Genomic DNA, 19,725 nt, shown 5'->3' on the forward strand with positions numbered 1-19,725 from the left:
CATGAAGGAGTCGCCCACTACTCGACGCCTGTTGCTGCTCAGCCCGGTGGCGCTGACGCTGCTGGGGCTGATCGCCATCCCGCTGGCGATCATGGGCTACATCAGCCTGCTGCCGCGCAACCTCTACGGCGGCGTCGACTGGCACGCCGACTGGCAGATCCAGAGCTACGTGCAGCTGTTCTTCCAGGAGGATTTCGACGGCAACCTGGAGCTCAACTGGGTCTATGCCCAGGCGTTGTTGCGCTCGCTGTTCCAGGCCGGCGGCACCACGCTGCTGTGCTTCCTCTTCGGCTTCCCGGTGGCGCTGTGGATGACCAGCCTGAGCGAGCGCTCGCGCAACCTCATGGTGCTGCTGATCACCATCCCGTTCTGGACCAACCTGTTGATCCGCAACTACGCCTGGCTGATCATCCTCCGCGAGCATGGCTGGATCGCCCAGACGGTCAACGCGCTGTTCCCCCAGGCCGGCGGCATCACCCTGCTGTACAACGACTTCGCGGTCTGCGTCGGCCTGGTCTACAGCTTCCTGCCGTTCATGATCCTGCCGATCTACTCGACCCTGGAGAAGCTCGACTGGCGTCTCGTCGAGGCCGCCTACGACCTCGGCGCCAACCGCTGGAAGGCGCTGCGCCGGGTGATCCTGCCGCTGTCCATGCCCGGTGTGATCGCCGGCTCGCTGCTGGTGTTCGTGCCGAGCCTGGGCGCTTTCATCACCCCGGCGATCCTCGGCGGCGGCAAGACGCTGATGATCGGCAACCTGATCCAGCAGCAGTTCGGCACTGCGCGCAACTGGCCGCTGGGCGGTTCGCTGTCGTTCCTGCTGCTGGCGATCATGCTGCTCGCGCTGATCGCGTTCGCCCTCTATAGCCGCCGCGCCGCCAAGGCCGTCCACCTGGGAGCTTCCGCATGATTGCCCAGCACCTGAAGAAACTCCCCGGCACCCGCGAGACCAGCCTGCTGGTGCTGGCGTACCTGTACCTGCCGATCTTCGTGTTGATCGCCTACAGCTTCAACGCCAACCGCTCGGCCACGGTGTGGACCGAATTCTCCTTCGCTTGGTACGGCAAGATCGTCGCCAACCCTTCGATCCAGGCCGCCGCGTTCAACTCGCTGGTGGTCGCTGGCTTCGCCACCGTGCTGTCCACGGCGATCGCCCTGGCGGCGGCGCTGGCGACCTCGCGGCCGTTCTACGGGCGGCGGATGGTGGAGGGCGGGATCAACCTGCCGCTGATCCTGCCGGAGATCGTCATCGCGGTTGCCACGCTGCTGCTGTTCATGTCGCTGGGCATCAAGCTCGGCCTGATGACGGTGATCGTCGCCCACGTCGGCTTCTGCATTCCGTTCGCCTACCTGCCGATCCGCGCGCGCCTGAACGACCTGGACAAGAGCCTGCTGGAAGCCGCCGGCGACCTCTACGCCAGCCCGTACCAGGTGTTTCGCCGGGTGACGCTGCCGCTGCTATGGCCGGCGGTGCTGTCCGGCGCGGTACTGGCGTTCGTGGTCAGCCTCGACGATTTCATCATGACCTTCTTCGTCGCCGGCCCCGGCTCGACGACGCTGCCGGTCTACATCTTCTCGGCCATCAAGGCCGGGGTGACGCCCGAGATCAATGCCATCTCGACCCTCATGCTGGTGATTTCCATCGTCCTCGTGGTGCTGTCGTACTGGCTCGGCCAGCGCGGCAAACCGGACGCCTGATAACGACTGCCGACCCTGACCTTTAGCTTTTCGGAGAGCCCTATGAAGTTGAATGCCCTGCGTCACGGCCTTGCCGGTTTGTCCCTCGCCCTGCTGACCGCGGGCGTTGCCCAGGCCGAGGAGCCCAAGCAGCTGTTCTTCTACAACTGGACCGACTACTACCCGGTGGAACTGCTGGCCAAGTTCGAGAAGGAGACCGGCATCAAGGTCACCATGGACGGCTACGACAGTAACGAAACCCTGCTGGCGAAACTGCAGGCCGGCGGTGCGGCATACGACGTGATCGTGCCGTCGCATTCGATCATGCAGACACTGATCAACCAGGACCTGCTGCTGGAAATCGATACGCCCAAGCTGGCTAACTTCCAGTTCGTCAAACCGGCGTTCCGCGACCCGGGCTTCGACCCCGGCCGCAAGTACTCGGCGCCTTACCTGTGGGGCACCACCGGTTTCTCCTACGACAGCGCGCGGGTGCCGGGTGGCAAGCTGGACGATTCGTGGAAGGAGTTCTTCGAACCGCGTCCGGAGTTGCAGGGCCAGGTCGCCGCGCTGGATACCCCGAGCAGCCTGATCAATGCCGCCGCGCATTACCTCAATGTCGACGAGTGCACCGAGAACCCGCAGGACGCCAAGAAGATCCTCGAGCTGCTGCAGAAGCAGAAGCCCTTCCTGAAGATGTACAGCTCGGACAACACCGTGGACCGCATGGCCTCCGGCGAAGTCGTGCTGATGCAGAACTGGAACGGCTCCACCGCCCGCGCCACGCTGCAGAAAAGCACCATCAAGTACGTCTACCCGCGCGAGGGCGTGGCCTCCTTCCAGGACAACTTCGCCGTGCCGAAAAGCGCACCACACCCGGAGAACGCCAAGGTCTTCATCAACTGGATGATGAAACCGGAAAACGCCGCCGCGGTGACCAACGCCATCGCCTATTCCAATGGCATCCAGACCGACCAGTTGCTTGACGCCAAGTGGAAGGTCATGGACGCGATCAACATGCCCGAGGACTACGCACAGCGCCTGCGCCTGGAAAAGGAATGCAGCAACAAATCCCGCGAGCTGCAGGACCGCATCTGGTCCAAGCTCAAGGGCTGATGGTTTGACCCGGCTGCGCGCCGGACTGCTCTTCGTAGGAGCGAGCTTGCTCGCGAACAGACTCCGGAATGGCACTGATGTTGTGCGGTTCGCGAGCAAGCTCGCTCCTACCAGTTTGAGCCCGGAGCACGCGTCGACGAGCTCATCGGCGGATCACCGCAAGCGGGTATCCGCCCTACGTTTTCAACAAGATCGAGGTCCCCATGACCGACAGCTACTGGCTGCGCAATATCCGTCCGTTGGGCAACGCCGCGGAAGACTTCCTCATTCGTGATGGCCGTATCGCCGAGCGCCGCCCGGCAAGCGGTGCCGACATCCAGCCAGGCGACATCGACGGCGCCGGCCAATTGCTCGTGCCGCCGCTGGTGGAAAGCCACTGCCACCTGGACAAGACCCTCTGGGGCCAGCCCTGGCGCCCCAACAGCGCCGGTCCCACGCTCAAGGACTACATCGCCAACGAGCGCCGCGTGCTGCGCGAGATCGAAGCACCGATCTCCGAGCGTGCCGGCGCGCTGCTGGAGCAATGCATCGCCCGCGGCTCGCTGACCTTCCGCTGCCACGTCGACATCGATCCCGAGCTGGGCCTGCGCCACGTCGTCGCCATGCAGGCGCTGCGCGAGCGCTACGCCGACCTGATCGACATGCAGTTCGTGGTCTTTCCGCAGACTGGCCTGGTCAGCCGCCCCGGCACCGCCGAACTGATGCGCGAAGCCATGCAACTGGGCGTGGAGAACGTCGGCGGCCTTGACCCCTGCGGCATCGATGACGACCCCATCGCCCAGCTGGACATCGTTTTCGGCCTCGCTGTGGAATTCGGTCGCGGCGTGGACATCCACCTGCACGACAAGGGCGAGCTGGGTCTCTGGCAGATCGCCCGTATCGCCGATTACACCGAGCGCCACGGTCTGCAAGGCAAGGTCATGATCAGCCACGCCTACTGCCTGGGCATGGCGCCCTGGGAGCAGGTCGAGCCGCTGGCCGAGCGACTCTCCGAACTGGGCATTTCCCTGATGAGCTCCGCGCCCGCCGATACCCCGGTCCCGCCGTTCCTCGCCCTGCGCGAAGCCGGCGTCAACCTGTGCCTGGGCAGCGACGGCATCCGCGATGCCTGGTCGCCCATGGGCAACGGAGACATGCTCGAACGCGCCATGTTCCTAGCCTTCCGCTTCGACCTGTGCAAGGACGACGACCTTGCTGCCGCGTTCGCTGCCGCCACCGCCAATGGCGCTCGCGCACTGGGGCGCGAGCCGGCGCGCATTGAAGTCGGCGCGCCGGCAGACTTCCTCCTGTTGCCGGTCCAGACCCTCGGCGAAGCCGTGGTTGCACGCCCGGCGCAGCGCCAGGTATTCAAGGCCGGCAGGCTGGTCGCCGAGCAGGGTCGCCTCGTGGAGTCGCGTTTGTGAGTGCTCCACACATCGGCCTGAAAGCCAGCTTCGTGGTCGGCTTCGATGGCCGCCAGCATGTGCTGTGGCGCCACGGCGAAGTGGTGTTCGAGGGCGGGAAGATCGTCTTCGTCGGCCGCGGCTTTCCCGGCGAAGTCAGCCAGTGGATCGACTACGGTCACGCGCTGATCGGCCCCGGCTTCATCGACCTCGATGCCCTCGGCGACCTCGACTCCACCGTGCTCACCCTGGACAACGGCGCGGAGTGGAACATGGGCCGCGTCTGGTCAGAGGACTACCTGCGCGCCGGGCCGAGCGAGTGCTACAGCCCGGACGAAGAGCTGTTCAAGTACCGCTACGCCTTCACCCAGCTGATTCGCAACGGCATCACCACCGCCATGCCGATCACCTCGATGTACTACCGGCGCTGGGCCGAGCACTACGACGAATTCGCCGGGGTCGCTGCGCTTTCCGGCGAGCTCGGTCTGCGCACCTACCTCGGCCCCTGCTACATGAGCGGCATGACCTATGCCCGCGCCGACGGCAGCTCCGCACAGCACTGGGACGAAGCTGCCGGCCTTGCCGGGCTGCAGGAAGCCGAGCGCTTCTTCCGCGATTTCGACGGTGCCCACGACGGTCTGGTGCGCGGTGCGCTGTTGCCGGACCGCATCGAAACCTGCACACCCGCGCTGCTGGAACGCACCGCCGCCGTGCAGCGCGAACTGAACGCACCCCTGCGCCTGCACTGCTGCCAGTCGCGCTACGAAGTGGAGCTGGTGCGCCGCCTGCGCGACACGTCCTCGCTGCAGTGGCTCGACCGCTATGGCCTGCTCAACCCGCGCAGCGTGCTGCCGCACGGCATCCTGCACAGCGGCGAACACGAGTTGCAGCGCCTCGCGGATACCGGTGCCAGCCTGGTGCATTGCCCGGTGGTGTTTGCCCGCGAAGGCGATGCGCTGGATTCCTTCGGCGCCTATCGCGCGCGCGGTATCAACCTCGCCATGGGCACCGACACCTTCCCGGCGGACATGCTCGACAACCTGCGCCAGGGCCTGAACATCGCGCGGGTGAAGGAGGGCGATGCCGAGCACACGCGCATGCTTGATCTGTACAACGCTGCCACCCTCGGCGGCGCCCAGGCGCTGGGCCGCGATGACCTTGGCCGCCTCGCCGTCGGCGCTCGCGCGGACATCACCGTGTTCCGCCTCGGCGACTTCCATCAGGGGCCGTTCTTCGACCCGTTGAAGAACCTGTTCACCGCCGGCCGCGGCGACGACTGCATCGCCAGCTTCATCGACGGCCGCAGCGTGATGCAGGGTGGCCAGGTGATCGGTGTCGATTACGCCGACCTGCAACGCCGCGCCGACGCGCTGTTCCAGAAGCAGATGCAGCACCACGCCGACCGCGCTTTCGGCAACCCGCCATGGCGCACGCTGTTCCGTTCCGCGATTCCCTTTGCCGACTCGTACAGCGCCGACGCACCGCTGCTCGACGCGCACGCGCCAACTGCCCCGTGAAGGATCACCCCATGCTCAGCTTCGACTTCCAGCAGCTCTCCGCCCGCGAGAAATACAAGATCCTCATCGGCAGCGTGGTGCCCCGGCCCATTGCCCTGGTCACCACCATCGACGCCGAGGGGCGTGCCAACGCGGCGCCCTTCAGCTTTTTCAACGCCCTCTCGGCCGACCCGCCGATCCTCGCCCTGGGCGTGGAGAACTACAGCGACCTGAGCCCCAAGGACACCACGCTGAATATCCGGCAGAACCAGGAATTCACCGTGAACATCGTCTCCGACGCGCTGGTGGAAGCCATGAACGTCTGCGCCGTGCCGTTCGAGCCGGGCTTCGACGAACTGGTCGCCGCCGGCCTCACCGCCATCCCCGGCACCCGCGTCGGCTGCCCGCGCATCGGCGAGGCGCCGGTGGCGCTGGAGTGCCGGCGGATGATGGCGCTGTCCATCGGCCAGTCGCGGGAGATCATCCTCGGCGAAGTGCTGATGGCCCACGTACGCGACGACCTGATCGACCCGGCCACCCTCTACATCGACCAGCTCGGCCTCGACGCCATCGGCCGTATGGGCGGGCATGGCTACGCCCGTACGCGGGAGTATTTTGACCTGCCGACGCGTTCGCTGAAGCAATGGATGGAGCAGAAAGGCGGTGGTGAGCGCCAATGGTCGGGAGGAAAAGTTCCGGCCTGAGAATTCCTTGCGGGCACGCTGGGAATTTAGGGGTGTGGCTGGATGCCGCACAGATTCGACGAGGTAACTGAACCTTAAGGTTTCATTAAATTTCAGTAACTTCGTCGATATGTGTCTTATCCTGCTGGTTTTCTGGGGATCATCGGTGAACGACAGATTCTCCGAAAACGTGCTTCCCAGGCTGAATTTTGCGCTTCATGAAATATTTGCCGACGAACGCACAGTAATTTTCCCTACCTGTGAGCGTTTTCCGCAGCTTATCATTGTGCCATCAATGGGAATTTTCCTACTTTTCCATTGTTGTTTTGATGTTTCACGAAATTGTCACATTGATGTGGCGCGCTTCGCTGTTTTCGGGACGTAAGGGACTGCTTGACTGAAAACCCCTCCGTCTACGCCTGGTCGTCAACACCTGGGCGCCTCTCGAATCGGTTTAGCAGAATGGTGATCGGCAGCCTTGTTGCGGATCGTCATGCACGAGCTTTTGCCACCTTGTTCCTGTCTTGTCCGTCCGGCCTCCCGGGCGGCACCCGCAAGCTCGGGTACAGGCCAGGGCAACCAGCAGAGGTACATCTGCTTTGGCATTTGCAGAAGGATTTCGGCGCGTTTTGCGCTGAGGAATATGGGGTATCTCCGCCGGCCTGCTGAGGTCGTGCGGGAAACTTTGCCTTGAGTTCGACAACTCCGGAGCGCGCGAAATGCGCTTTCTACTGGAGCGGGATCGCTCGGCCTTGAAAAAGTGTGAGGGTGTGTTGTGCGTTTGCAGCTAGGGGGAGGAAACGATATCTGGTCCGCTATCCAGATATCGGTAGAGCGAGCGCGCCTCGGACTGAAGTCCGAGTCGACGAGGACGCGCCTGGGCTTCGCCTGGTGGCTGATCGAGCCGCTGATCCTTCTCGTGATCTATTACACCGTGTTCGGCCATCTGCTGCGTATCCAGGTGGAGAACTTCGCCGTGTTCCTGATCATCGGCGTCACGTTCTGGACCTGGTTCAACAAGAGCGTGATGAACTGCACCGATGCCATCTACGAGAAGAAACACATTCTCGAGCATTGCAGGGTCGACCCGCTGATATTCCCGCTGACCTCGATCTTCAAGGACCTGGTCAAGGAGTCGCTGGTGGTCGCTCTGCTCCTGGGGCTGCTGTGCGTCATCGGCTTTACGCCGTCCTGGTTGTGGTTGTACCTGCCGCTGATCATGTTCGTGCAGATGATCATCACGGCCGGCTGCGGCGTCTTCGTCGCGGGCCTGACGCCATTCCTGCCGGATGTGCGCATCCTGATTTCCTCCGGGCTGCAGTTCCTGATGTTCGGATCGGGTGTGTTCTATTCCAAGGACAACATCCCGCCGCAGTTCCATCTCCTGCTGGATCTCAATCCGCTGGCGCTGCTGCTTTCGCAGTATCGCGAGGTGCTGATGTACGGTCGCGCGCCCGTCCTCGGGGATCTCTTCGCTCTCTTCTGCGGCGCGCTGGCGCTGTTCGTGCTGGCCGTCCTGTTCGTTGCCGGCAACCGCAATTCCTATGCCATGGCGTTGAGCAAATGACCGAGGTTGCCGCACTGACAGTCGACGGCCTGTCGCTGAACTTCCGCAACGGCCTGCGCCTGTTTTCCCGTCGCCAGACCATGGTGCTGCAGGACATCTCCTTCTCGGTCGCGCGTGGCGAGACCTTTGGCGTGGTGGGCGGCAATGGCGCCGGCAAGAGCACCCTGCTGCGCGTACTGGCGGGAATCTACCAGCCGACGCGTGGGCGCCTGGTTTCCTCGGTTGCGAGCGTCTCGCTGCTCAACCTGCAGCTGGGTTTCGACGACAACCTGGACGCGCGCGACAACATCGTGCTCAGCGGCATGCTGATGGGCATGAGCCGCAGACGCATGCGCGAGCTGACCGCCGAGATTCTCGACTACGCCGAACTGGGCGGCTCGGCCGGGCTGCCGGTGCGCAGTTATTCCACGGGAATGCGTGCCCGCCTGGGCTTCGCCATTTCCAAGTATTCGCGTCCCGACGTGATCCTGCTGGACGAGGTCCTGAGCGTCGGTGACGGGCATTTCCGCGAAAAGGCCGAGGCCACCATGCGCGAAATGCTTCAGGGCAATCAGACCGTGGTGTTCGTATCCCACGATTCAGGCCGTATCAGAGAGATGTGTAGTCGAGTGTGCTGGTTGAAGGACGGGCGCGTGCAGATGCTCGGCCCGGCCAACGAAGTCATGGACGCATACGACGAATTCATCCTGCGCAAGTGAAGGAAAAGCAGATGCTCAACATAGTAGTTCCCATGGCCGGCGCCGGTAGCCGTTTCGCGGTCGCAGGATACAAGTACCCCAAGCCGCTGATTCCGGTGCATGGCGTGCCGATGATCAAGGTGGTGATCGACAACCTCACGCCGGCTTGCGAGCACCGCTTCATCTTCATCTGCCAGGCGGCACACGTAGAAGCCTATGGTCTGCAGGAGAAGCTGCAGGCCTGGGCGCCGGGCTGCGCCATCGTCGAGCTCGACGGTCTCACCGAAGGCGCCGCCTGCACGGTGTACGCCGCCAGGGAACTGATCAACGCCGATGACCCGGTGATGATCGCCAACAGCGACCAGTACGTGGACATCGACATCAATGACTACCTGCGCTCCATGGAAGAGCAGCAGGCGGACGGCCTGATCATGACCATGAAGGCGGATGACCCGAAATGGTCCTTCGTCGGCTTCGACGATGCAGGTCGCATCGACCGTGTCATCGAGAAGGAAGTGATTTCCGACGAAGCCACCGTGGGCATCTACAACTTCCGCAGCGGCCGCGAGCTGATCGCCGCGATCGAGTCCATGTTCGACAAGAACCTGCGGGTGAACGGCGAATTCTACGTAGCACCGGCCTACAACGAGATGATCGGCGACGACGCCCGCATCGTGCACTACAGCATCGGTTCCGAAGGCGCTGGCATGTATGGCCTGGGCATTCCCGCGGACCTCGACCTGTTCCTCGGCCTGCCGGTCAGCCAGGCAGCCACGGCGGGTCGCTGATCATGCAGATCATCAGTCATCGCGGTTACTGGCTGGAGCGGTCCGAGCGCAACCTCAAGGTCGCCTTCGATCGCTCCTTCGACCTGGGATTCGGCACCGAGACCGACGTGCGCGACGTCGCTGGCCGGCTCGTCATTTCCCATGACATGCCCAACGGCGAAGAGATGTCCCTGGACGATCTGCTGCGGATCATGGCCGGGCGCAACCTGCCGCTGGCGATGAACATCAAGGCCGATGGCCTCTGCGAGCCGCTCAAGGCGACGTTCGAGGCCCACGGCCATAGCAACTGGTTCGTCTTCGACATGGCGGTGCCGGACATGCGCAGCTACCTCGCCAGCGGCGTCTGCACCTATACGCGTCTGAGCGAGGTCGAGCCGGTCCCCGCGTGGCTGAAAGAATCCGATGGCATCTGGCTGGATAGCTTCGGCCGCGAGTGGTACTCGCGAGACCAGCTGGCCGAGCTGCTGGCCGGTGGCAAGCAAGTCTGCGTCGTCTCCTCCGAGTTGCATGGTCGCGAGCAACTGCCGCTGTGGCAGCTGCTGGCCGAATTCCAGGGTGCTGCGAATCTGACGCTGTGCACCGACCTGCCCGAATCCGCTCGCTCTTTCTTCAAGGAATGATCTCATGATCAAAGCTGTGATTTTCGACATGGACGGTGTGCTGATCGAAGCGAAGGATTGGCACTACGAGGCTTTGAACAAGGCGCTCAACCTGTTTGGCCACACCATCAGCCGCCATGACCACCTGACCACCTACGACGGGCTGCCGACCTCGCGCAAGCTCAACATGCTCAGCGTCGAGCATGACCTGCCGGTGGAACTGCACAACTTCATCAACGAGATGAAGCAGGCGTACACGATGGAAATCGTCTACTCGCAGTGCAAGCCCACCTTCAACCACCAGTACGCCCTGTCCTCGCTGAAGAACCGTGGCTACAAGCTGGCCGTGGCTTCCAACTCCATCCGCAACACCGTCGAGGTGATGATGGACAAGGCCCGCCTGGACCAGTACCTGGACCTGAAGCTGTCCAACGAGGACGTCAAGAGTCCCAAGCCCGCACCGGACATCTACACCAAGGCTATCCAGTCCTTCGGTCTGTCGCCCGATGAGTGCCTGATCGTCGAGGACAACGAGAACGGCATTCGTGCCGCCCGCGCTTCGGGAGCCCATGTGCTGGTCGTCGAGGACGTGGCCGACGTCAACCTGGACAACATCACCCGCCGCATCGAGCAGATCGAAGCACAGCGGCAAGAGCGGCTGGAGGCCTGATCATGCGCAAACTGAACATCGTACTGCTCGCCGGTGGCGAAGGTGCCTCGGTGAAGGCCGAAAGCAGCTACCCCGATTACCTCTCCGAGCGTGACGGCATTCCTCTGATCCAGCACCTGGTGGAGAACTGTCTCGCCCTTGAGCCCGCGCGCATCATCTGCATGCTGCCCAAGGACGACGTCAGCAAGTACCACCTGCGCAACATGCTGCAGCAGATGACCCCGGTCGCCTCCGTACAGGCTGTCCAGGCACTGACCATGGGCGCTGCCTGCACCGCGCTGCTGGCAGCGGAAAGCATCGACAACGATGACGAGCTGCTGATCATCAACTGCAACGAGCTGCTCGACGGTTCGCTTCGCGACATCATCGGCGGCTTCCGCAACGACCAGTGCGACGCTGGCGTGGTGGTCTTCAAGTCCCTGCACCCGCGTTATTCCTTCGTGCGCATGAATGCCGAGGGCTACGTCACCGAGGCAGCCGAGAAGAACCCGATCAGCAACCACGCGGTGGCGGGTCTGTACTGGTTCGATCGTGGCGCGGTGTTCGTCGAGGCGGTGAAGGAAATGATCCGCAAGGACGCCAAGGTGAATGATGCCTTCTACATCGCTCCGGCGCTCAATGAGCTGGTGCTGCTGCACAAGAAGATCGGCACCTTCCGTGTCGAGCCCAGCCAGTACCATCCGCTGAAGAACACCCATCAGCTGCACGCGTTCGAAACAGTAGGTGCCCGATGAATTCCGCCAACCTGAAGGACATGGTCAAGGGCTGGTTCGTCGGTGGTTTCACCCCCACGGCATTCAGTACCCAGGCCTGCGAAGTCGCGGTCAAGCCCTATCAGGAAGGTGATGCCGAGGCCGCGCATTACCACAAGATCGCCACCGAGGTGACCCTGGTGCTCTCCGGCGAAGTCGAGATGTGCGGCAAGACCTGGGGCGCCGGCGAGATCATCGTGCTTGAGCCGGGGGACATCACGGCCTTCAAGGCGCTTTCCGATGCCGTCACCGTTGTGGTGAAGATTCCTGGTGCACTGAACGACAAGTATCTCGTAGAAGCATGAAGACGATTCAGCTCCAACATGATGCGAAGCTGGGCTATCTGCTGCCCAAGCAGCTTCGCGCCATTCCCGCCGATCTGGACGTTACGCAAGACTGCGAGCAGTTGATCTCCTTCCGGGCTTTCAAGGACCGCAGTCCGAACGTCACGGTCAAGAAGGTGCATGCCGCGAAACGGCCGCTGGATATCTATGGGGCTGGCTCGTATTGCTTCTATGGGCTGCAGAGCGACTCGCCACTGGCGCCTTTGCTGTTATGGGATGCGGCGCATTTCCTGGAGGTCGGGAAGACCCTGACGCTGGTCGAGGATGTGCCGCAGGAAAGCTATCTGGATCGCGATTACTTCACTGGGGCGCTGACCTGCGTCGAGCGCAGCCCGACCCGTGTCACCTACCGGAAAGTGGCCCGGTTGCCGGCAGAGGCCGATGATGACCTCGATAGCTGGACCTTTGGCCTGCCGGTCGGCCCGGAAGATGCCACCGTGCTCAACGCCGTCGTGCAGCGCATTCTCGAACTGGATATCCCTAACAAGGAAATCCTGCTCTGCGGTACACCCGGCAAGAACTTCCGTTACTTCGATCAAGTGCGCATCGTCGGTGAGGACATTACCGCGCCTCCCGTGCAGATCTGCAAAAAGAAGAATCGCCTGGCCCAGGAGGCTCGCTACAACAACCTGGTGATCCTGCACGACCGCGTGTTCCTGCCCAGTCATTTCGGCGAGATGGTTCGTCGCTTCGGCCCCCGTTATCCGCTGATGACGCTGCAGAGCCTGTTCTTCGATAACCGCGTCTGCCTGTACCCGCGTCGCTATTCCGATCTGGGCATGTCAGTGAGTGAAATGGGCGGCGGCATCAAAGGTCTGCATCGCACCAGTCAGAGTGCCGTCACTGTCGCACCGTCCACCTTCACCGAACTCGAGCGCTCGGGCTTCTGCTTCGCCAATCCGATCCGCTACAACAACGATATTTCCTACCCTACCGGCAGCCTCTATATCTGTCGCAAGGAGGTTTGGGAGTGTTGCCCGCTCGATGAGTCGCTGTTGTGGGTCGAGTACGAAGATATCGAGCACGGCATCCGCAGTTCGAAACTCGGTGTTCCCACTCGCGTGAATCCGTATGGCATCACGCAGACGGTGACCTCGAGAGCAGTACTGGGATCCACGGCTTTCATCGAGACTGCCAATGGTTCGATCAAGTCTGCATCGCCCAACAATCTTTCGCTGTTGCCGAAGAAGCCCCTGCTGCGGATGACCACCGCCGCCGCACTGGCCAGGCTCCAGCAATTCGCCAGCAAGTACGTTACTGACGAAACGGCTGCCGCTATTCCCACCGGGCTGAAGGAAATCAAAGCGCGGCGCTGGGTCGGACTGATCAGTACGCTGATACGGCATTCGTCGTTCCGTAATGACTTGGCTTCGGTCAGGCAGTTCATCAGTGATTTCGAAAAGCTGGTGCTGCTCGATCAGTTACCGGACGGCCTGCGCTTGGAGTATGAACAGCGGTTCCTCAAGGACCCTGCCGATGCCAAGCACAACTTCATCGTCGATTGCTGGCCTATCCGCAGCATGATCAAGCAACGCACGGTGCAGACCTGGTTCTTCGAGAGCCCGCAGGAATACTTCCACAATCGCTCCCTGTCTCTGCCGGGGGTGTTGTTGTCCGCCTTGTCGCTGTACCGGAACAACGGGAAGTTCTTCTACTTCACCAGCTTCAGGGAGTGCTTGCGCAGCATCCACAACTCGACGCCCTTTGATCGTTATGCCAGGACCGAACCGTGAACGTATTTGTAGTCGCTCGTGACGCTGGTCCGACGAATACCCGTGAGCTGGTGCAGATGCTGGACGCCATCCAGACGCAGAGTGCAGCCAGAAGCAGCATCGTTGCCGTGGACAGCTTCTACAACCTGCCGGTTGCCTCGGGGAGCGAGGGCGAATGCAGGGCCTTCCAGCTGGATGACTTCGTGCATGCGAAGGGCAGCATCACCGATGGCAAGGTCATTCTCGACACCAACCGAATTGCCGAACAGGTCGGTTCTGCCGATCAGGGCTGGCTGGTTGTCGACTTCGGTCAGCACCGACTTGAGACCGGCCAGGACTTCATTGCCAAGCTGGCGGCCTGCTTCTACATGTTGCCGCCAGCGCAGCAGCGGAAGCTGGCCTTCAGGGTCGCGCGCGTGCAGCTGCCGCTTTATCTGCGCGCCAGCAACGCGGCGTTTAATGTCCTGCCCGAAACACGAGGGGAGTCGTCTGGTTCGCTGCAGACCAACATGCTGTTCCTTTCTGCGGGCACCGAGAAATTCGTCGAGCGCCTTCCGCTGTTCAAGTTGCCCTTCGCGATGGTGCGTGCACTGGCAAGATTCGCCATGCGTCGACTCAGCAGGCGAAACGGGATTTAAGCGAGTACCGAAATGGAAAATATAGGACGCAGATCATTCGTTTCCGGGCTGTTGATTCTTTCCGGCGGACTTGCGGGCCACGCGATCACCAAGGTCGTGAGCAATGCCGATGCCCGTCGCTTCGATCCGCATAATTTCGTCCTGAAAAACAAGCATCTGAATCTTCAGCTTGTTTCCCAGGAGATGCTGCTCAAGATCCTTTCGCGAAAAGTCACCGAGGCCGATCGCATGGCGCTGATGGGGCAGCTGATCAACCCCAACCGTCATCTCTTCGTTGCTGACGCCGCATCTCGCCAGCACGGTGTCCCCGGCTTCTTCCGAGTTTCAGAATAAACATGTTTGTCGATACCCTGATCATCGGTAATGGTTTCGCTGGCCGCGCAGTTGCCAGCGAACTGGATGGCGACGTGCTGATTGTCGAGCGCGGCGAGAAGTTCAATATTTTCGAACGGCGCCAGGCCTTCGACCAGCGTTTGAAGAAGGAGGGGTTTGATCGCCATTTCGCCAAGATTCGCGATGCGTATGCCTCGGCCCTTCCGTTCAACAAGCCCGAAAAGATCGGCAAGGACTGTTGGTCGGAGTACATCCTGGTCGATGGGGGCTGCTCGAATCACTGGGGGGGCTTGAGCTTCCGGCTCAGCGAGAATGTCTTTGCCGACCGCGCAGGGGCTTTCGCCTGGCCGTTCAGCATGGCTGAGATGAAACCCTTCTATGACAAGGCCGAAGGACTGCTGCGCATCTGCGCCGACCCGCAGGACCCCGACGGGCGTAATGCACGTGCGGCCATCAAGGGCGTCAGCAAATGGCGGAAGGAACTCGAACCGTACTTCCCCGCCGCCTACATCGGCGCTCAGTCGCACAACCTCACCGGAGATAACTCCAATGGCCAGGGCTCCTGCATGGGGGCCGGGGATTGCGAGCTTTGTCCGATGGACGCCAAGACTCGGTCCCTGCATCTGCGCACCGATACCCGTGTACTCAATGGGGTAATGGTCGACTCCCTGCGCTTCGAGAATGGCAAGGCTGTGGAGGCGTTGTGCACGACGGAGTCGGGGCCGCTCAGCATCGGCTTCAATCGCGTGGTCGTGGCTGCCCATGGTGTCGAATCGATGAAGCTGCTGCTGCGCAGCAATTTACCGGAGAGTACCCCGGCGCATCTGATGGGGCACCACTATCAGGATCACGCGATTGCCCAGGTCACCTGCATCCTGCCGGGATCGACATTGCCTTACCACGAGCTCAGCACGGCTGCGCAGATCGTCATTCCGGAGTTGTCGGGCGAGCTTGAGGGTGTCGAGTACACCACCTTGGGGTTGATGACACCGGTAGGTGATTGGGCTCTGAGCAATGCGATTGATCTGGAAAAGATCAACCAATGGGAGCTGGAAGGGGCCATTCGTGGTGTCGGATCGACGCTGGCGCTCTTCATCCTGCTGGAAATTCCGCCGGAGTGGGATGTCGCCATTGGTTACAAGGACGGCAAGATCTCGCTCGATAGCTCGGCCTATCACCGCAAGAAGGGTGTGTATGACCGGGTCGTGGAGGAGATCTATACCAAGATCGCGGCCGCCGGAGCCATCCCGCTCAAGTCGGGGGAGACAAGGCATTACAACAACTGGTTTGGCACCCACCATCTGGTCGGGACGCTCGGCATGGGCAACGGGCCGCGTACCGTGGTCGATCCCGAGTTCAAGTTGCGCGGTGCGGACAATGTGTATGTCGTCGGCTCGGCGGTGTTCCCCCGTTGCGGTTCGCGCAACCCCACGGTCACTGTCGTTGCGCTGAGCTTGATGCTGGCTGACAAGCTCAACGGAAAAGTATGAGTATCACCTCCCGGCAACTGACCGTTCTGCTCCAGGGGCCGTTGTCCGACCGTGGGGTGGATATTGCCGGGCGCGCCATCGAGTCGGTGCGCCGTTGCCTGCCCGAAGCACAGATCGTGTTGTCGACGACCGATCTGGGCCGTCGGCCGGCCTACGACGGCGTTGTGTTCGTTGCTGATGGCTCTGCTTCGCACTTCGATGACGTCAATGGCAACGTCAATAACGTCAACAAGCTGATCTCGACCATGACCAATGGTCTGAAGCTGGTCGAGCGCGACTATTGCCTGAAGTTGCGAACGGACCATGTGATGCATAGCGACGCTGTGCTGTCGCGCATGGGGAATGGAGCCGACGCTGAGTTGTTCGACGAGCGCATCGGGGTTTCCAACCTTTTCCTGCGCAACCCCTGCAAGGTTCCCTACCTGTTCCATCTGACCGACACCGTACAGTTCGGGCGCACGCAAGATCTTCGCAAACTCTGGGATGTCAGCCAGCTGTCGGAGAGTTTCGTTCTCAGAGCGGCGGGGCCGCGGACCAACCCGCTAGGGACATTCCAGGGCTACACCTCTTTCCGACTCTTGCCGGAACAGGCGCTGTTTCTGCACTTTGCCCAGCGCAATGGCCTCGATCTCGATCTGGAGCATATCTCCCATACCAGCTTCCGGTTGTTCAGCGCCTGGGAAGATCTGCTGGTGGACAACTTCGAGCTCCACGACTGGCAGAACCTCGGCATCGAACCACCTGGCCGCTTTCTCAGCGCCCCCTACATTCCAGGCTCGGTGATGACTGAAGAGGACCAGCAGGTGCTGCGCACGCAACGCTCCTCGCTGCAGAAGGCGCTTCGTTACTCGGACCTGCTGATCAACAAGTATCTTCTGTGCTGGTTTCGTCCGCGCTGGCTGGTATCGGTTGCGTCGCTCCTGCTTTTTTCGCTTTCGTCCGGAGCGGCACTGGCGGTCAGGGGCTTCTATCGCCGCGTGAATGGTGCGGGGCGGGCGTGATGTTCTTCGGTTCGGGAAGCGCTCATCCCCCTTGCGCGTCGGCAGTCGGGCAGCAGCCATCCTGTGCAAGCGGGATGGGATCGCGATGAAGGTCCTGCACTTCTACAAGACCTTCGGTCTGGAACAATACGGCGGTGTCGAAATGTTCATTCGACACCTGACCCACGCCACCGCGATCCAGGGCTGCCAGAACACTGTGCTGTCGCTCGCGAAGGAGCCGATGAAGCCGGTTACAACGTCCAGCTTCCGGCTGGTCCAGGCCAGGCAGGATCTGCATATCGCGTCGACTGGGTTTTCCTGGTCCTCGCTGGGCGCGTTTGCGCGCCTGGCTGAGCAGGCCGATGTCATTCACTACCATTTCCCATGGCCTTTCATGGATCTCGTCCATCTCCTCAAGGGGCTGGGCAAGCCGAGTGTGGTGACCTACCACTCCGACATCGTCCGGCAGAAGGTGCTGCTGCAACTCTATCGCCCGCTGATGCGGGCGTTCCTGGGGCGGGTGGATTCGATTGCGGCCACCAGCCCCAATTACCTGGAGAGCTCCTCCGTTCTGAAGCGCTACGAGGACAAGGCCTGTGCGATTCCCATCGGCCTGGAGCAGGACCTTTATCCACGCCCGGATGTCACCGAGGTCGCTCGATTGCACCGTCAGTTCGGCGAGCGCTTTTTCCTCTTCGTGGGCGTGCTGCGCTACTACAAGGGCCTGCACTACCTGCTCGAAGCGATGAAGTCAGCTCCCTGGCCACTGCTGATCGTCGGTGCCGGACCGATGGAGCAGGAGCTCATGCAGATGGCCAAAGAGCAAGGTCTGCAAAACGTGCATTTCCTGGGGCAGGTCAGCGAGCAGGCGAAGATCGACCTAATGTGGGCTTGCTACGGCGTGATCTTCCCCTCGCACCTGCGCTCCGAAGCCTTCGGCATCGGCCTGCTGGAAGGGGCGATGCTGGGCAAGCCGCTGATCTGCAGCGAGATCGGCACCGGCACCAGTTTCATCAACCAGCATGAGGAGACTGGCATCGTCGTACCGCCAGCGGATGCCGCCGCGTTACGCCATGCCATGCAGACGCTGTGGGACGACACGGCCCTGGCGGAGCGTTATGGACGCGCCGCGCGGGAGCGGTTCCTGAGCACCTTCACCGCCAGGGGGATGGGGGAGGCTTATAGCCAGCTCTATGCCCGGGTGGCTGGCTGACAGGCTGACCGAAAGAAAAACGCCCGGCTTCCTGCCGGGCGTTTTCGTTTCGCTTCGAACGCTTACTGCTGATGCAGCTTCCAAGCATCCCCGTGGGGAGCGGTGCCTTTGTCGTACGGGCGGAACAGGGTCATGTAGGCCAGGCCCAGGACGATCACGATGCCGCCCACCAGGATGATCCCGTAGTTCAGGTACCAGGGTGCATCCGGCGTGCGCGGCCAGGACATGTTGATGATCGCCAGCACGCCGTAGGTCAGCGCCAGGATGTTCACGATCCAGCCCCAGTTGCCCAGGGTGAAGGCGCCGCTCGGCTTCCAGCCGCGCAGGCGGGCGAACAGGGCGCCGCCGACGATCATCTGGAACGACAGGTAGATGCCAATGGCGGCGAAGCTCACCACCATGGCGATGGCGTTCTGCAGGTAGAAGCCGGCGCAGACAATCACGGACGGGATCACGCCGCAGGCGATCAGCGCGGCCACTGGCACGTGGGTGTTGGGCGACAGGCGCTTGAGCAGGCCGCTGCCCATCACCATTTCGTCGCGGGCGTAGGAGTACAGCAGGCGGCTGGCGGCGGCCTGCAGGCTGAGCACGCAGGAAACGAAGGAGACGATGATCACCGCCATCACCAGGCGCGCGCCGGTCACGCCGAAGGCGTTGTCGAGGATGGTGGTCATCGGGTCTTTATCTGTGCCGGAGATCACCGCCGCCATGTCCGGTACCGCGAGGATCAGCGCCAGGGCGGCGAAGATGGCTGCGCCACCGCCGATCCAGATGGTCATGCGCATGGCCTTCGGAATACGCCGGCTGGGGTTCGGGGTTTCCTCGGCGACGTCACCGCAGGCCTCGAAGCCGTAGTAGAGGAACATCCCCGCCAGCGAGGCGGTGAGGAAGGCCGGCCAGTAGCTGCCGTCGATGCGGATGTCGAAGGTGTTGAACAGCACCGAGAACGGCTGGTGACGCTCGAAGATCAGCAGGTAGGTGCCGATCACCAGCGCGCCGAGCAGCTCGCAGATGAAGCCGAACATCGCCACGCGGGCCAGCAGCTTGGTGCCAGACAGGTTGAGCAGGGTGGCGATCACCGTCAGCGCCAGGGCCACGAAGGTGTTGGTCACCGGCGTGGACTCGAAGCCGAGCAGGGTGGCGATGTACGGGCCGGCGCCGAGGGCCACGGCGGCGATGGTCACGCACAGCGACACCGAGTAGATCCAGCCGACCATCCAGGCCCAGCGCTTGCCCACCAGGCGTCGCGCCCAGGGATACACGCCGCCGGAGATGGGGAACTGCGAGACGACCTCGCAGAAGATCAGGCACACCAGCATCTGGCCGATGCCCACCAGCAGGTAGGACCAGAACATCGGCGGGCCGCCGGCGGCCAGGCACAGGCCGAACAGGGTGTACACGCCGACCACCGGCGAGAGGTAGGTGAAGCCCAGGGCGAAGTTCTGCCAGAGGGTCATGCTGCGTTCGAAATTGGAGGTGTAGCCCAGCGCGCGGAGTTGCTCCGCGTCGCGGTCCAGGGCGGCGCCTGGCTGGATCGAGCTGTTCATCGTGGATGTCCTGTCTGAGGTTTTCGCGTCGGCAGCCAATCGGGTGCAACGGAAAGCGTTG

20 protein-coding genes are annotated in these 19,725 nt (G+C 62.2%); 19 read left to right on the forward strand and 1 reads right to left on the reverse strand.

The features are described from left to right. The first annotated feature begins 1 nt into the window (after window position 1). The 19 genes from UB43_RS24980 (at window position 2) to UB43_RS25070 (ending at window position 18,117) form a co-directional block, all read left to right on the forward strand. Window positions 2-910: an ABC transporter permease gene (locus tag UB43_RS24980; protein WP_054906520.1), complete on the forward strand. Its 909-nt coding sequence runs from the start codon at window positions 2-4 to the stop codon at window positions 908-910. Next, window positions 907-1,698 (forward strand): ABC transporter permease, encoded by a 792-nt coding sequence (locus UB43_RS24985; RefSeq protein WP_045216633.1) that lies wholly within the window; start codon window positions 907-909, stop codon window positions 1,696-1,698. Before UB43_RS24980 ends, UB43_RS24985 begins: the two co-directional genes overlap by 4 nt. Window positions 1,699-1,740: 42 nt before the next feature. Further along, on the forward strand, window positions 1,741-2,793 hold the full coding sequence (locus tag UB43_RS24990) for an extracellular solute-binding protein (protein WP_045216636.1): 1,053 nt from the start codon (window positions 1,741-1,743) through the stop codon (window positions 2,791-2,793). A 203-nt stretch (window positions 2,794-2,996) separates the two neighbouring features. Beyond that, window positions 2,997-4,196 (forward strand): amidohydrolase family protein, encoded by a 1,200-nt coding sequence (locus UB43_RS24995; protein WP_045216639.1) that lies wholly within the window; start codon window positions 2,997-2,999, stop codon window positions 4,194-4,196. Continuing rightward, window positions 4,193-5,692 carry an amidohydrolase family protein gene (locus UB43_RS25000; protein WP_045216641.1) on the forward strand — a complete coding sequence of 500 codons (1,500 nt, stop codon included), beginning with the start codon at window positions 4,193-4,195 and terminating at the stop codon, window positions 5,690-5,692. The genes UB43_RS24995 and UB43_RS25000 overlap by 4 nt, the downstream gene beginning before the upstream one ends. Before the next feature lie 11 nt (window positions 5,693-5,703). Beyond that, window positions 5,704-6,375 carry a flavin reductase family protein gene (locus UB43_RS25005; RefSeq protein WP_045216643.1) on the forward strand — a complete coding sequence of 224 codons (672 nt, stop codon included), beginning with the start codon at window positions 5,704-5,706 and terminating at the stop codon, window positions 6,373-6,375. Window positions 6,376-7,129: 754 nt separating this feature from the next. Then, on the forward strand, window positions 7,130-7,921 hold the full coding sequence (locus UB43_RS25010) for an ABC transporter permease (protein WP_082085905.1): 792 nt from the start codon (window positions 7,130-7,132) through the stop codon (window positions 7,919-7,921). Further along, a complete protein-coding gene (locus UB43_RS25015; protein ID WP_045216648.1) occupies window positions 7,918-8,619 on the forward strand; it encodes an ABC transporter ATP-binding protein in 702 nt (233 codons plus the stop codon). Before UB43_RS25010 ends, UB43_RS25015 begins: the two co-directional genes overlap by 4 nt. A gap of 11 nt (window positions 8,620-8,630) precedes the next feature. After that, window positions 8,631-9,386: a glycosyltransferase family 2 protein gene (locus UB43_RS25020; RefSeq protein WP_045216650.1), complete on the forward strand. Its 756-nt coding sequence runs from the start codon at window positions 8,631-8,633 to the stop codon at window positions 9,384-9,386. A gap of 2 nt (window positions 9,387-9,388) precedes the next feature. Then, window positions 9,389-10,006 carry a phosphodiesterase gene (locus tag UB43_RS25025; protein WP_045216652.1) on the forward strand — a complete coding sequence of 206 codons (618 nt, stop codon included), beginning with the start codon at window positions 9,389-9,391 and terminating at the stop codon, window positions 10,004-10,006. A gap of 4 nt (window positions 10,007-10,010) precedes the next feature. Beyond that, complete coding sequence (locus tag UB43_RS25030) at window positions 10,011-10,655, forward strand: HAD family phosphatase (protein ID WP_038803369.1); 645 nt, start codon at window positions 10,011-10,013, stop codon at window positions 10,653-10,655. Window positions 10,656-10,657: 2 nt separating this feature from the next. After that, window positions 10,658-11,389, forward strand: a complete 732-nt coding sequence (locus UB43_RS25035; protein WP_045216655.1) for a glycosyltransferase family 2 protein — start codon at window positions 10,658-10,660, stop codon at window positions 11,387-11,389. Further along, entirely contained in the window at window positions 11,386-11,712 is a 327-nt protein-coding gene (locus UB43_RS25040) for a hypothetical protein (protein ID WP_045216658.1), read from the forward strand. Before UB43_RS25035 ends, UB43_RS25040 begins: the two co-directional genes overlap by 4 nt. Then, the gene (locus tag UB43_RS25045; protein ID WP_045216660.1) at window positions 11,709-13,484 is read left to right on the forward strand and encodes a hypothetical protein; all 1,776 of its coding nucleotides are present in this window, start codon (window positions 11,709-11,711) and stop codon (window positions 13,482-13,484) included. The genes UB43_RS25040 and UB43_RS25045 overlap by 4 nt, the downstream gene beginning before the upstream one ends. Continuing rightward, entirely contained in the window at window positions 13,481-14,101 is a 621-nt protein-coding gene (locus UB43_RS28890) for a hypothetical protein (protein ID WP_156160487.1), read from the forward strand. Before UB43_RS25045 ends, UB43_RS28890 begins: the two co-directional genes overlap by 4 nt. A 12-nt stretch (window positions 14,102-14,113) precedes the next feature. Then, complete coding sequence (locus UB43_RS25055) at window positions 14,114-14,434, forward strand: hypothetical protein (RefSeq protein ID WP_045216662.1); 321 nt, start codon at window positions 14,114-14,116, stop codon at window positions 14,432-14,434. 2 nt (window positions 14,435-14,436) lie between these two features. Next, window positions 14,437-15,924: a GMC oxidoreductase gene (locus UB43_RS25060; RefSeq protein ID WP_045216664.1), complete on the forward strand. Its 1,488-nt coding sequence runs from the start codon at window positions 14,437-14,439 to the stop codon at window positions 15,922-15,924. Next, window positions 15,921-16,925: a WavE lipopolysaccharide synthesis family protein gene (locus UB43_RS25065; RefSeq protein WP_045216666.1), complete on the forward strand. Its 1,005-nt coding sequence runs from the start codon at window positions 15,921-15,923 to the stop codon at window positions 16,923-16,925. Before UB43_RS25060 ends, UB43_RS25065 begins: the two co-directional genes overlap by 4 nt. Window positions 16,926-17,010: 85 nt before the next feature. Continuing rightward, window positions 17,011-18,117 (forward strand): glycosyltransferase, encoded by a 1,107-nt coding sequence (locus UB43_RS25070; RefSeq protein WP_045216669.1) that lies wholly within the window; start codon window positions 17,011-17,013, stop codon window positions 18,115-18,117. A gap of 62 nt (window positions 18,118-18,179) precedes the next feature. Here UB43_RS25070 and UB43_RS25075 read toward each other — a convergent pair whose 3' ends face one another. Then, a complete protein-coding gene (locus UB43_RS25075) occupies window positions 18,180-19,664 on the reverse strand; it encodes an APC family permease (protein ID WP_045216671.1) in 1,485 nt (494 codons plus the stop codon). Window positions 19,665-19,725: the final 61 nt, after the last annotated feature.

Source organism: Pseudomonas sp. 21 (genome assembly GCF_000955805.1).
Taxonomy (GTDB): domain Bacteria; phylum Pseudomonadota; class Gammaproteobacteria; order Pseudomonadales; family Pseudomonadaceae; genus Pseudomonas.